General features: G+C 60.3%; 13 protein-coding genes. 9 read left to right on the top strand and 4 right to left on the bottom strand.

Going from position 1 to position 13,244, the window contains the following annotated elements; genetic code table 11:
* The first annotated feature begins 55 nt into the window (after positions 1-55).
* From Q1A63_RS06125 to Q1A63_RS06135, 3 genes are all read left to right on the top strand, one after another.
* The gene (locus tag Q1A63_RS06125) at positions 56-2,197 is read left to right on the top strand and encodes a malate synthase G (RefSeq protein ID WP_298969956.1); all 2,142 of its coding nucleotides are present in this window, start codon (positions 56-58) and stop codon (positions 2,195-2,197) included.
* Between the two features lie 39 nt (positions 2,198-2,236).
* Positions 2,237-2,662: a heme-binding protein gene (locus tag Q1A63_RS06130; RefSeq protein ID WP_298969955.1), complete on the top strand. Its 426-nt coding sequence runs from the start codon at positions 2,237-2,239 to the stop codon at positions 2,660-2,662.
* A 121-nt stretch (positions 2,663-2,783) separates the two neighbouring features.
* On the top strand, positions 2,784-3,560 hold the full coding sequence (locus Q1A63_RS06135) for a gamma-glutamyl-gamma-aminobutyrate hydrolase family protein (RefSeq protein WP_298969954.1): 777 nt from the start codon (positions 2,784-2,786) through the stop codon (positions 3,558-3,560).
* 9 nt (positions 3,561-3,569) lie between these two features.
* Here the strand turns inward: Q1A63_RS06135 and Q1A63_RS06140 are convergent, their stop codons facing one another.
* Both Q1A63_RS06140 and Q1A63_RS06145 read right to left on the bottom strand, forming a co-directional pair.
* A complete protein-coding gene (locus Q1A63_RS06140) occupies positions 3,570-4,112 on the bottom strand; it encodes a transposase (RefSeq protein WP_298969953.1) in 543 nt (180 codons plus the stop codon).
* A 98-nt stretch (positions 4,113-4,210) separates the two neighbouring features.
* On the bottom strand, positions 4,211-4,963 hold the full coding sequence (locus tag Q1A63_RS06145) for an SDR family oxidoreductase (protein ID WP_298969952.1): 753 nt from the start codon (positions 4,961-4,963) through the stop codon (positions 4,211-4,213).
* A gap of 123 nt (positions 4,964-5,086) precedes the next feature.
* Between Q1A63_RS06145 and Q1A63_RS06150 the strand changes: the two genes are divergently transcribed.
* The 6 genes from Q1A63_RS06150 to Q1A63_RS06175 all read left to right on the top strand — a co-directional run bounded on the left by Q1A63_RS06150 (position 5,087) and on the right by Q1A63_RS06175 (position 11,013).
* A complete protein-coding gene (locus Q1A63_RS06150; RefSeq protein WP_298969951.1) occupies positions 5,087-5,467 on the top strand; it encodes a VOC family protein in 381 nt (126 codons plus the stop codon).
* Positions 5,464-5,913, top strand: coding sequence for an isoprenylcysteine carboxylmethyltransferase family protein (locus Q1A63_RS06155; protein WP_298969950.1), 450 nt, complete (start codon positions 5,464-5,466; stop codon positions 5,911-5,913). Before Q1A63_RS06150 ends, Q1A63_RS06155 begins: the two co-directional genes overlap by 4 nt.
* A gap of 125 nt (positions 5,914-6,038) precedes the next feature.
* The gene (locus Q1A63_RS06160; protein ID WP_298969949.1) at positions 6,039-7,613 is read left to right on the top strand and encodes a Re/Si-specific NAD(P)(+) transhydrogenase subunit alpha; all 1,575 of its coding nucleotides are present in this window, start codon (positions 6,039-6,041) and stop codon (positions 7,611-7,613) included.
* A gap of 13 nt (positions 7,614-7,626) precedes the next feature.
* Positions 7,627-9,123 carry an NAD(P)(+) transhydrogenase (Re/Si-specific) subunit beta gene (locus tag Q1A63_RS06165; RefSeq protein WP_298969948.1) on the top strand — a complete coding sequence of 499 codons (1,497 nt, stop codon included), beginning with the start codon at positions 7,627-7,629 and terminating at the stop codon, positions 9,121-9,123.
* 40 nt (positions 9,124-9,163) lie between these two features.
* Positions 9,164-9,574: an acyl-CoA thioesterase gene (locus tag Q1A63_RS06170; RefSeq protein WP_298969947.1), complete on the top strand. Its 411-nt coding sequence runs from the start codon at positions 9,164-9,166 to the stop codon at positions 9,572-9,574.
* A 155-nt stretch (positions 9,575-9,729) separates the two neighbouring features.
* The gene (locus Q1A63_RS06175; protein WP_298969946.1) at positions 9,730-11,013 is read left to right on the top strand and encodes a DUF3422 domain-containing protein; all 1,284 of its coding nucleotides are present in this window, start codon (positions 9,730-9,732) and stop codon (positions 11,011-11,013) included.
* A gap of 231 nt (positions 11,014-11,244) precedes the next feature.
* Here Q1A63_RS06175 and Q1A63_RS06180 read toward each other — a convergent pair whose 3' ends face one another.
* Together Q1A63_RS06180 and Q1A63_RS06185 are read right to left on the bottom strand one after the other, a co-directional pair.
* Positions 11,245-12,231 carry an ABC transporter permease gene (locus Q1A63_RS06180; protein ID WP_298969945.1) on the bottom strand — a complete coding sequence of 329 codons (987 nt, stop codon included), beginning with the start codon at positions 12,229-12,231 and terminating at the stop codon, positions 11,245-11,247.
* Positions 12,224-13,231 (bottom strand): ABC transporter permease, encoded by a 1,008-nt coding sequence (locus tag Q1A63_RS06185; protein ID WP_298969944.1) that lies wholly within the window; start codon positions 13,229-13,231, stop codon positions 12,224-12,226. Before Q1A63_RS06185 ends, Q1A63_RS06180 begins: the two co-directional genes overlap by 8 nt.
* Between the last annotated feature and the right edge of the window lie 13 nt (positions 13,232-13,244).

A 13,244-nucleotide genomic window follows, 5' to 3' on the forward strand; every position in this document is an offset into this window, starting at 1 on the left:
AAACTTCTTACACCTTCGGTCCAAACAAAGACGCCGAAGTTGGGGAGTGTTCCGGATGGCCGAGTTTCTTCAGAAAAATGATCTTCAGGTGGCGGCGGAGCTCGTGCGCTTTATCGAAGACCGCGCCTTGCCCGGAACGGATGTCGACCCGGCCAGCTTCTGGTCGGGTTTTTCGCAACTGGTGAATGATGCGGCACCTGAAAACCGTGCATTGCTGGAAAACCGTGAGGCCATTCAGGCGCAGATCGATGCCTGGCATAAGGAACGTCGCAGCGCCCCCCATGACCACGAAGCCTACTGCGCCTTCCTGCGCGAGATCGGCTATCTGGTCCCCGAAGGCGACAGTTTCGAGATCGACACCGCCAATGTGGATGATGAGATCGCGCGCGTGCCCGGGCCGCAGCTGGTCGTGCCGATCACCAATGCGCGCTATGCGCTCAATGCAGCGAACGCCCGGTGGGGCAGCCTCTATGACGGTTTCTATGGTACGGACGCGATGGGCAGCGCGCCGCCAAAGGGGGGCTATGATCAGGGCCGGGGGGCCCGCGTGGTGGCCCGCGCCCGCGTGTTTCTGGACGAGGCCTTCCCGATTGAGAAGACCAGTCACGCCGACGCGCGCCGTTACTATGTGCACAACGGTGCCTTGCTGATTGACGATCAGCCCCTGATCGATCCGGCCAAATTCGTGGGCTACACCGGCCACCCAAAGGCGCCGGATCGCATCGTGCTGCGCAACAACGGGCTGCATGTCGAACTGGTGTTCGACCGGACACATCCGATTGGCAGCCGCGATCAGGCCGGGCTGGCCGATGTGCAGATGGAAAGCGCTGTTTCCGCGATCATGGATTGTGAAGATTCCGTCGCCTGCGTCGATGCCGAAGACAAGGTTGTCGCCTATGACAATTGGCTGGGGCTGATGAAAGGCGATTTGCAGGAGAGCTTTGACAAGGGCGGCAAGACGATCACCCGCGCGCTCAATCCGGATCGCGCATACACCGGCCCGGACGGTTTGAAAGTGACGCTCAAGGGGCGGGCGCTGATGCTGGTGCGCAATGTCGGTCATCTGATGACGAACCCGGCCATTCTGGACAAGGCGGGCAACGAGGTGTTCGAGGGTGTGATGGATGCGATGATCACCACGCTCATTGCCATCCATGACCTCAAACGCGACGGCGGCAATTCTCTGCACGGATCGGTCTATGTGGTCAAACCCAAGATGCATGGGCCGGAAGAGGTCGCCTTTGCCGATCGCATCTTCACCAAGGTCGAAGAAATCCTGGGGCTGCCGCAAAATACCGTGAAGCTGGGGATCATGGACGAGGAACGGCGCACAAGCGTCAACCTCAAGGAGTGCATCCGGGCGGCGAAATCCCGCGTGGCCTTCATCAACACCGGGTTTCTGGACCGCACGGGCGATGAGATACATACCTCGATGGAAGCGGGCCCCTTCAGCCGCAAGGATTTCATCAAACGCAAAGCCTGGATCGGGGCCTATGAGAACCAGAATGTGGACATCGGGCTGGAATGCGGGCTGAGCGGGAAAGCGCAGATCGGCAAAGGCATGTGGGCGATGCCCGACATGATGGCCGCGATGCTGGAACAAAAGATCGAGCATCCGAAATCCGGCGCCAATTGCGCCTGGGTGCCAAGCCCGACCGCAGCAACCTTGCACAGCCTGCATTATCACAAGGTCGATGTGTTTGCGGTGCAGAAGCAGCTGAAAAAGGGTGGGCGGCGCGCCTATGTGGATACGGTGCTGAACATTCCGTTGGCGGAGTATCAGAAATGGACCGATGCGCAGAAGCAGCGTGAAGTTGAAAACAACGCACAGGGCATTCTGGGCTACGTGGTGCGCTGGGTCGATCAGGGCGTGGGCTGCTCCAAGGTGCCCGACATGAATAACGTCGGGCTCATGGAAGACCGCGCCACCTGTCGGATTTCAGCCCAGCATATCGCCAACTGGTTGCACCACGGTGTTGTCGATGCGCAGAATGTGATGCAGGCGCTGCGCAAGATGGCTGAAGTGGTGGATGGTCAGAATGCCGGTGATCCGCTCTATCATCCGATGGCGCCGGGATATGACGGCATCGCCTTTCAGGCGGCCTGTGATCTGGTCTTCAAGGGCCGCACGCAGCCATCGGGTTATACCGAACCGGTGTTGCACGCGCGCCGTCTGGAGCTCAAAGCCAGCCACTGATCACGCCCATCGAAGCCAACAGAAGAACAGGGACAAGATATGACAATCTCACTGAACAAAGCCCGCACGATCATTCGCAAAACGCTCGCCAAAGGGCGTGAGATGGAATTCAAACCGCTCTCTGTTGTCGTGCTGGACGCGGGCGGCCATGTGCAGGCTTTCGAGCGCGAAGATGGGGCGTCGCCGGGGCGTTTCGGGATTGCCCACGGCAAGGCCCATGGCGCGATCATGCTGGGCATCCCAAGCTCCGCGCAGATGGCGCGTGCTGAAACCCAGGCCTATTTCATCAATGCGGTGAACGGCGTTTATGACGGCAAGCTGGTGCCGGTGCCGGGCGGCATCCTGCTGCGCGACAAAAAGGGCGCGGTGATCGGGGCAGTTGGGGTCACCGGCGACACTTCGGAGAACGATGTGATCGCGGGTGTGGCCGGGATCGAGGCCGCCGGATTGATCGGCGACGCCTGATTTTGCGGCAAAATCCTGCAATTGAGCGATGACGCACAGATATCTGCGCGGTCATGGGCTGTTAACTGCTTGTGTGTCACAGTATAAAATCACGTAAGGGGACAAATGTAAGGGGATATCCATGGCGCGACCCGTCGTCGGAGTTATTTGCAACCACTATTTGTTGAATGATGAATACCCGGTACACGCCGGTGGCACGATGAATTCTGACGCGGTTTCTGCGGTTTCGGGATGTGTGCCGATGATGATCCCCACCGACCCCGATTATGTCTCCGTCACTGAGCTGCTGGAAATCTGCGATGGGTTCCTGCTTACTGGCGGGCGCCCGAATGTGCATCCCGAAGAATATGGTGAGGCCCCCACGGAGGCACATGGCGCTTTTGACCGCGCGCGCGATGCGATTGCGCTGCCGCTGGTGCGGGCCTGCGTGGAACGGGGCCAGCCGTTTCTGGGCATTTGCCGGGGCTTTCAGGAGGTCAACGTGGCCATGGGCGGATCGCTCTATCCCGAGATCAGGGACCTGCCGGGCCGCATGAACCACCGCATGCCGCCCGATGGCACGCTGGAAGAGAAATTCGAACATCGCCACACTGTGTCCTTCACAGAAGGCGGCGTTTTTCACAGATTGATGGGCGCGCAGGAAGTGATGACAAACACGCTGCATGGCCAGGGCATCAAATCCTGTGGTCCAGGCGTGGTCGTCGATGGCATCGCCCCTGATGGGACGCCTGAAGCGATCTATGTCGACGGTGCGCCGGGCTTTACCCTGGCGGTGCAGTGGCACCCGGAGTATGAGGCCGCGCAGGATCCCGTCTCACGCCCGCTGTTTGCCGCCTTTGGAGAGGCGACGCGCGCCTGGTCCAACGGCCAGAAACTGCGCCCCGCGCAGGTTGCGTAAGCGCCGCTGTTAAGTGGGCGCCGGGTTTTTCAGCTTTAAGGCTCCAAAAGGTTTGGGCGGCTCGGGGTATGTTGCAGGGTGTGCAACGGCCATGTCCCGATGCAACGACGTCCAGGCCCAATCTGAAGGATCGTCGACCAGCCCGGCCTGAACCGGCGCGGTGTGAATGAGCGTCCGATGGAGCGCCAGATCCTGTGGCGAACGAATGCGGTGCTCCCAAAAGTGACGTTGCCAGATGCCTTTGTCGGTCCGGACCCTCTTTACATTTGGGTGGTCTTCCGCTGTCGGCACCGCCCGGGAAAACGCGCTCTTCAGGAAGCGCCACCGGATGCTGCAATCCGCATCGCCCCGGGGCAGTGTCCAAAGCGTGTGAATCGCTGCGGGCAGGATCACCACCGCGTCGATCTCGAAGGGGTAGCGCTGGCGGGTCAGCCGGGTCACCTGGCGCAATAGCTCGATCCGATCCGTCAACAAGGTGCTGTTGCGGTCGGCCAGACGGGCGGTGAAGAAATAGGTGGCACCGGGCGGTTGGGAGCGGATGTAATGTGACATGCGCCATGTCTAGCGCCGACATGGTTAATGGAAATTGAACAGCGGTTGATCGAAATCCGGTCAGAGCGGACGCGCCTGAGCATCGCTTTACGCCGCGCTTACATCTGACCGCCCGCAATCTCGATCGCCTGACCATTCACGCTTTCGGAGCCGGGGGAGACCAGCCAAAGCGCTGCTGCGGAGACCTCCTGAGGCGCGATCAACCGGTTGTGACGATTGGCGGAGACCATCATCGCCTTTGCCTTATCCTCGCTGACGCCTGCGCGTTCGGCAATGGAGGTGGTGTTGCGGGTCACGATGGGCGTGTCGACATAGGCCGGGCAGAGCGCGTTGAAGGTAATTGGCTTGCCCAGATAATCTTCGCTGAGCGCCCGGATCAGCCCGATCAACCCATGTTTGGATGCCGAATAGCAGGCCGCCCCCTGCAACCCGCGCAACCCGGCAATCGAAGAGACGGCAATCACACGGCCCCACTCGGCCTGCCGCATCGATGTGAGCGATTCCCGAATGGTCAGAAACGCACCATCCAGATTGGTGGCCATCATGTTGCGCCAGAATTCCAGATCGGTCTTGTGCACCGCGCGCCCTTCGGCAATGCCCGCATTGGCGACGCAAATCTGAATGGGGCCGCGTGCGGCAACCGCCGCTGCAATGGTCGCCACCACATCCGCCTCATCCCGCACGTCCATGGCCATGCCAAAAATGCCCTGGCCGCTGACCGCGTCCAAGACCTCCTGGCGACGGCCGGTGATGGTCACAACACAGCCCTGTGCGGCCAGATCACGGGCAATTGCGAGGCCGATCCCCGTGCCACCCCCTGTGACCAATGCGTGTTTTCCTGCAAGCGACATGACACCTCCTCCGGTTTCAGACGTTCAGCTTAGAGGCAGGGGAAGCGGGTGCAAGGGAGAGTGGAAGATTGTTTTACCCCTGCGGGGCAGGTAGCATGGCTCTGTGGTCAAAGGGGAAACATCATGCAGAAAATCACCGGCATCGGCGGCTTCTTTTTCAGATCGAACGACCCAAAGGCGTTATCGGCCTGGTACGCAACCCATTTCGGCATATCGGAAGTCCCGCAGGATTACGAAACCCCGGTCTGGACCCAGGAGGCGGGGCCAACCGTCTTTGCCCCTTTCGCACGGGACACCGAGTATTTTGGCAATTCAAACAACCAGTGGATGCTGAATTTCCGGGTGGATGATCTTGATGCGATGGCCGCGCAACTGCGCGCGGCGGAGATTGATGTCGAGATGCACCCAGAGACCTTACCCAACGGGCGGTTTGCGCGGGTCTACGACCCTGAGGGCAACCCGATCGAGCTTTGGGAACCCAAGGAGGTCGAAATACCGGCATGAAGTGGCTCGATTTGCCGCCTGTCTGGTTGGTCCTCTGCCTCGCGCTGGCCTGGGGCCAGGCGCAATACTATTCGCTCGGTCTGAGCCTGGCGCATCCGATCACGTTTTTGTTGGCAGGGCTGTTTGTGGGCGGTGGCATCGTGATCACGCTGTTGGCGGTGATGGAGTTTCGCCGCCACAAGACCACGATCATCCCGCATGAAACGCCCAGTGCGCTGATCCAGTCGGGCATCTTTGGCCGCTCCCGCAATCCGATCTATCTGGCGGATGTCCTGATTCTGGCGGGCCTATGCCTCTGGTGGGATGCGGTGCTCGCGCTGGTTCTGGTGCCTCTTCTGGTCTGGGTTCTGGAGAAACGGTTCATCATCCCCGAAGAAAATCGTATGCGTCGGGAATTCCGCGCCGATTTTGCCCGATACGTCCAAAAAACACGCAGGTGGGTGTGAGTTCTGTGCAACCGTCAGCGCTCACATCTTGCCACGCGCTTGTACCTTGCGGGCGTAGGCGATAGTGGACATGCCAGTTTAGTGCACCATTTTGCGCAAATACGCATCAAACGGGGGAGCTCCAATTGAAGATCGGGACGCCAAAAGAGATTTTTGAAGGCGAAGCACGGGTTGCAATGACACCGGCTTCGGCAAAGGACCTGCAGAAGCTGGGTCATGAATGTGTCATTGAGGCCGGGGCCGGTGCGGCTGCCGGATTTTCGGACGCAGACTACAAAGAGGCCGGTGTCACGGTTGTCAAAACAGCAGCCGCCCTGTGGAAGGCCGCGGATGTCGTGGCCAAGGTGCGGGTCCCTGACGCGGCGGAAATGAAGCGGCTGCGCGAGGGGCAGACGCTGATCTCCTTCTTCAGCCCGGTGGCGGATGAAGCCAAGATGCAGGCCGCCGCGAAAAAGGGCGCGACCGTGATCGCGATGGAAATGATCCCCCGGATCAGCCGCGCGCAGAAGATGGATGCGCTGTCGTCGATGGCCAATATCGCGGGCTACCGCGCGGTGATCGAAGCGGGCAACAACTTTGGCCGGTTCTTTACCGGGCAGATCACGGCGGCGGGCAAGGTACCGCCGGCCAAGGTTCTGGTGGTCGGTGCCGGTGTCGCCGGTCTGGCGGCCATCGGGACGTCGACCTCGCTGGGCGCGATCACCTATGCTTTCGATGTGCGGCCCGAGGTGGCCGAGCAGGTGGAATCGATGGGCGCGGAGTTCGTCTATCTTGATTTCGAGGAAGAACAGCAGGACGGCTCCGCCTCTGGTGGCTATGCCTCTGTTTCTTCGCCGGAATTTCGCGAAGCGCAGCTAGCGAAGTTCCGCGAACTGGCCCCCGATGTGGACATCGTGATCACCACAGCACTGATCCCGAACCGCGAGGCACCGGAGCTCTGGACCGAAGACATGGTGAAATCCATGAAGCCCGGCTCGGTCATTGTCGATCTGGCGGCGGAGAAGGGCGGCAACTGCAAGCTGACCGTGGCCGATGAGAAGATCGTGACCGACAACGGCGTGACCATCATTGGCTATACCGATTTCCCCAGCCGCATGGGCACACAGGCCTCCAACCTCTATGCGACCAACATCCGGCATCTGATGACGGACCTCACACCGGAAAAAGACGGTGTGATCAACCACGACATGGAAGACGACGTGATCCGGGGTGCCACCATCGCGCACGCCAAGGAGGTTACCTTCCCGCCGCCGCCCCCCAAGGTGGCGGCAATCGCGGCAGCCCCCAAGAAAGAAGCGCCCAAGGAACTGACCGCAGAAGAAAAACGCGCTCAGGAATTGGCGGAGTTCAAGACGCAGACCCGCAATCAGGTCGGCCTGTTGGCCATCGGGGCGGCGTTGGTGCTGGCCGTTGGGCTGGTGGCGCCCGCGAGCTTCATGCAGCACTTCATCGTGTTTTTGCTCTCGGTGTTCATCGGGTTCCAGGTGATCTGGGGCGTGGCGCACAGCCTGCATACGCCGTTGATGGCGGTGACCAACGCGATCTCCTCGATCATCATTCTGGGGGCGCTCATCCAGATCGGGTCAAGCTCGCTGCTGATCACGCTGCTGGCGGCATTGGCGATCTTTATGGCTTCCGTCAATATTTTCGGCGGCTTCCTTGTGACACGGCGCATGCTCGCCATGTTCCAGAAATCGTAAGGGGTAGGGAACAATGGAATACGGATTTACGATTGCGGCCTATGCGGTCGCGGCTGTTCTCTTCATCCTCAGCCTGGGCGGTCTGAGCGGTCAGGAAAGCGCAAAACGCGCGGTCTGGTATGGCATCGTCGGGATGGCCATTGCGGTGCTGGCGACCCTCATCGGGCCCGGTCAGGGGCTTGGGATCGCGTCGATCATTCTGATCGGTCTGGGGGCGGCTGTTGGCTATCAGCTGGCCACCAAGGTACAGATGACGCAGATGCCCGAGCTTGTGGCCATCATGCACAGCCTGGTGGGTCTGGCGGCGGTCTTTGTAGGCTTCAATGCCGATATCATGATCAACAACCTCGATAGCCTTTTTGTCGCTAACAATCTGGTTCTCGGTGCGACGGAAGCGGACGGCTTCACGGCCATTGGTTTGCCCAAGGAGATTTACGAGGGGCTGTCGTCCTTTGGTCAGCTGATTGCCAAGAAATCGCAGGTCGAGATCAATATCCTGAAGGTAGAGCTGGTGCTGGGCATCTGGATTGGTGCCGTGACCTTCACCGGATCGGTCATTGCCTACGGCAAGCTTGCGGGCAAGGTGGACAGCGCTGCGACAAAACTGCCCGGCGGTCATCTGCTGAATGCCGGTGCGGCTGGATTGTCTCTGATCTTTACGATCATGTATCTGGGCGGATCCGGCAGCTGGACGCTGGTACTCCTGACACTGCTGGCGCTCTTTATCGGCTACCACCTGATCATGGGCATTGGCGGCGCGGATATGCCGGTGGTTGTCTCCATGCTCAACAGCTATTCCGGCTGGGCGGCTGCGGCGATTGGCTTCTCGCTTGGCAACGATCTGCTGATCGTGGTGGGCGCGCTGGTCGGCTCCTCGGGTGCAATCCTCTCCTACATCATGTGTAAGGCGATGAACCGGTCTTTTGTCAGCGTGATCCTCGGGGGCTTTGGTGGCCCTGCGGGTGAGCAGATGGCGGTCGAAGGTGAGCAGATCGCCATTGAGGCGGACGGCGTTGCGGCGACCCTGAACGAAGCCGACAGCGTGATCATCATCCCCGGCTACGGCATGGCCGTAGCACAGGCACAACAGGGCGTGGCCGAGCTGGTCCGCAAGCTGCGCGCGCAGGGCAAGACCGTGCGGTTTGCGATCCACCCGGTGGCGGGGCGTCTGCCCGGGCACATGAACGTGCTGCTGGCCGAGGCCAAGGTGCCTTATGACATCGTGATGGAAATGGATGAGATCAACGAGGACTTTCCGGAGACGGATGTGGCCATCGTGATCGGCTCCAATGACATCGTGAACCCGGCGGCCCAGGACGATCCGAACTCGCCCATCGCCGGTATGCCGGTGCTGGAGTGCTGGAAGGCCAAGCAGGTCTTTGTCTCCAAGCGGGGGCAGGGCACGGGCTATTCCGGCATCGAAAATCCGCTGTTCTTCAAGGAGAACACGCGCATGTTCTACGGCGATGCCAAGGCAAGCCTCGACAAGCTTTTGCCGATGATCGACTGACGCACCATTGGTGTGGTGATCGATCCGGTGGATTTGCAAGATGGATGATACGCCTGAAAAATCTGGTCGCCCCGAAGAGGGCGATCAGATCCTTGCCATTCGCACCATTGCCATGCCCGCGGATACCAATCCGGCGGGTGACATTTTTGGCGGTTGGCTCATGTCCCAGATGGACCTTGCGGCCGGGAACATTGCGGCCATGATTTCCGGCGGGCGCAGCGCGACCGTCGCGGTGGATGGGATGCAATTCCTCAGCCCGGTGAAGGTCGGCGACGAGGTATCCCTCTATGCCGAAGCCACCAGGATTGGCCGAACCTCCATGCGCATTCATGTCGAGGCCTGGCGGCGCGTGCGGCATCATGAAACGCGTGTGAAAGTGACGGATGCGCATTTTACCTTTGTAGCGCTGGATGAAAACGGGCGGCCCCGACCGGTAATCGCCGCGGATTAGGGCGTTTTACGGCCCGATCCCGGATCAACCGCCTGCGCGCCTGATTGCCGGGCAGTATGCAAAGGTGTACTGCTAAGGTAATGAATAAAAAGGCGTTTTTCTTTACTTCTATCTGGTCGAGTACTAGTTGAGCTAAAACCCTCTGGAAAGTACATATGGCACCGATCACTGATCACCCTTTGCGGTACAAGCTGGCCAATGAGCTGCATGCGCGCCCGTTTCCGTCGTTGAGCGCGCCGTGCTCGGCGGTCTATATCGCCATCAAGCAGCCCAATGATGCGGTGAGCCGGGATCGGGCGCAGGATCTGGCGCATCTCACGGCGCTGCTCGACCGTCACGGGGCGCCGCATCCGCAGCCGGGGGCCACGCATTACTATGGTCAGATCGGGAAGCACTGGCTCAAATGGGAGCAGCACACCGAGTTTGTGACCTATACGGCGTTTTCGGAAACGATTTACGAGCGCCCCTTCGACCCCGCGCAGTTTGATGTCTTTCCCTCGGACTGGCTGGAGGCGGCGCCGGGGCAGCGTATGACCTCGGTGCTGCTGCACATTGAGCAGCAACCAGGCGATATCGCGGAGGTGAGCACTCGATTGGACGATTGGTTTGTCTCTGAAAGCCTTGCCGTGTCAGAGGTGCTCGATCAGGCCGCGATTGTTGCCGGAGATTTCCGGATCGATCAAAACGGGCATTTGCGATTTGCCGTTTTTGCCAAGCCGGAGACCGGGACACGGCGCATCGGTCGGATCGTGCAGCGCCTTTGTGAGATCGAAACCTACAAGACCATGTCGATGCTGGGCTTTGCCCGGGTGCGGGCGCTGCAGCCCAAGCTCAACGATCTGGACACCAAGCTGACCGGATTGATGAGTGACATGTCCGATGAGGATGCGCCCGCAGAGTGGACGCTGCACAACCTGCTGGCGATTTCGGCGGAGCTGGAAACCCTGTCGGCGCAATCGTCCTTTCGCTTTGGCGCGACGGGGGCCTATGAAGCGCTGGTCAATCAGCGGATCGCGGCGCTGCGCGAGGCGCGGTATCAGGGGCGGCAGCATTTCGGCGAGTTTATGATGCGACGCTATGCCCCTGCGATGCGCACCGTCCATTCCGCGGAATCGCGGCTGGAGGCGATGTCGAGCCGGTCGATCCGGGCGTCGAACCTGCTGCGGACGCGGGTGGATGTGGAGCGTTCGGCACAGAACCAATCCTTGCTGGAGAGCATGGACCGCCGTTCCGATTTGCAACTGCGGTTGCAGCGCACGGTGGAGGGGCTGTCTGTGGTGGCCATCAGCTATTATGCGGTCTCGCTGGTGGGCTATCTGATCTATCCGCTGACACAGGCCACCGGGATGAGCAAGGGGATGCTGACGGCGCTGGCAACGGTGCCTGTGGTGCTGCTTGTGTGGTGGATGGTGCGCAGGTTGCGGAAGTCAGTAGAGTAGATCGAGTTTTCCGAAGGAAAGTCGACCCGTGCGGACAAGTGGGTTTCTGAAAGAAACCTGCGGTCCGGCACCCGGTTCTGATGTTGGGATGACGGCTGAACGGCGCTCTTTGGGCTTGCGCCAAAGACGCCCCGCCCGCCGTCCCGTATTCGGTCCCCGAAATCGAGAGTGGTGCGGCCTCCGCCCAAATCCTATGGATTTTCACGCGGTCCGCACCCGGATCAGAGGGCTTTAACGCCCTCTGATCCGGGGATCCAACGCGTCCCTTAGCCCGTCGCCCAGATAGTTCACGGACAAGACGGTGAGAGAGATCAGGATACCGGGGAGCATCACCCGTTCTGGGAATTCCTCCATCCGTGGCACGGCGTCCGACAGCAGTTTGCCCCAGGTGGGGAAGTCGGAAGGAAAGCCAACGCCGAGAAAGCTCAGCGCGCTTTCAGTGATGATGGCGGTGGCCAGACCAAGGGTAGCAGACACCATGATTGGCGAGACCACATTTGGCAGCAAGTGCCGCCGGATGATCGCAAAAGGCTTGGTGCCGATGGAGCGCGCCGCGAGGATGAATTCCCGTTCCTTGAGGGCGAGGATTTCGCCGCGCACAATCCGGGCCGTTTGCATCCAGGAGGTGATGCCGATCACCCCGACAATCAGGATAAACATGCCCGTTTCCGGCCCGAAGTTGGCCCTCAAGGGTTGTCGGAAGAGGGTCACCGCAACCAGCAGGAGCGGCAGGATGGGCAGGGACAGGAACAGGTCTGTCAGACGCATCAGCGGGCCGTCCAGGCGCTTGAAATACCCGGCAGAGACGCCCACGGCCGTGCCGATGAAAAGGGCGAGGATCATCGCCGTCCAACCGACCGCCATGGAGGCGCGCCCGCCGGCGATGAGGGTCGCCAGAATATCGCGCCCGAGGTTGTCCGAGCCCAGCGGCTTGGCCCAGCTGGTCTTGGCCTCGCCATCCCAGAGCAGCGTATACATCGGGCGCATGTCCTTGTTGCGGATGTCGAGCGCTTTGGGATCCACATCCCAGACCACCGGGCCGATCAGCACGGCCAGCGTGATGAACAGCAAAAAGCCGCCACCAATCATCGCGCCCTTGTGTTTGCGGAATTGGTCCCAGACGTCTTTCCACTGGCTGCGCGGCTCCTTGGGCGGCTCCTTATCCTTGAGCGCGCCGTAGAGTTCGATCTCGGACGGGTCGGTGATTTGATCAGTCATAGCGGATCCTCGGATCGAGAATGCCGTAGAGCACGTCAGCGATCAGATTGAAGAGAACGATGAGGATGGCGAAGATGAAGGTCAGTGTCATCACCATCGGCAGGTCGTTGGCAAAGAGCGCTGTCAGCAAGAGCTGCCCGATGCCATTCACCTTGAAGAGCGTTTCGGTGATGATCGCACCGCCGAAGATCGCCGGGATGCCAAGTGCGATCACGGTGATGATCGGGATCATCGAATTGCGCAGCACATGCACGAGGACCACGGCGCTTTCCTTCAGCCCTTTGGCGCGGGCGGTGCGCACGTAGTCCTGGTTGAGATTGTCGAGCATGGAGGCCCGCATGAAGCGGCTGATCTGGGCTGTGGTCTGCAGGGCGAGCACCATCACGGGCATGATCATCTGCTTGAATTGCACCACGAAACTGTCCCAGTCCGTGACCACATGGGTGGTGTCGTAGATCGAGGGGAACCAGCCCAGATTGACCGAGAAGATCACGATCACCAGCACGCCGGAGAAGAAGGGCGGAATGGAAAATCCGATCATCGACACGAACGTACCCGCCTGATCGAAGAGCGAATACTGCTTATAGGCGGAATAGATGCCGATGGGCAGCGCGATCAGGATGCCCACGACATAGGACATGCCAACCACCCAGAGCGTCTGTGGCATCCGCTGCATGACGATGTCCATCACCGGCGAGCGGGTCTGCCAGGAGATCACGCGCAGCTTGCCTTCGGCAAAACTGGTGCCGAACCAATGATCGATCAGCACCTGCGGTTCGATCCAGAAAAACTGCACCAGCCATTTCCAGTATTGCACATGCGCGGGCGCTCCGAGGCCCAGGGCTTCGCGCATCTTCTGTTTCACTTCGGGGGGGACGGTCAGGGGCACCTGCGCCATCGGATCGCCGGGCGCCAGTTGCAAAAGTGCGAAAATGACAAGGCTGATAAAAAGCAAAGTCGGGATCGACAGGACCAGCCGTCGGATCGTGTAAGTCAGCATGTGCTACGCCTCT

Source organism: uncultured Roseobacter sp., from assembly GCF_947499265.1.
GTDB lineage: Bacteria > Pseudomonadota > Alphaproteobacteria > Rhodobacterales > Rhodobacteraceae > Roseobacter.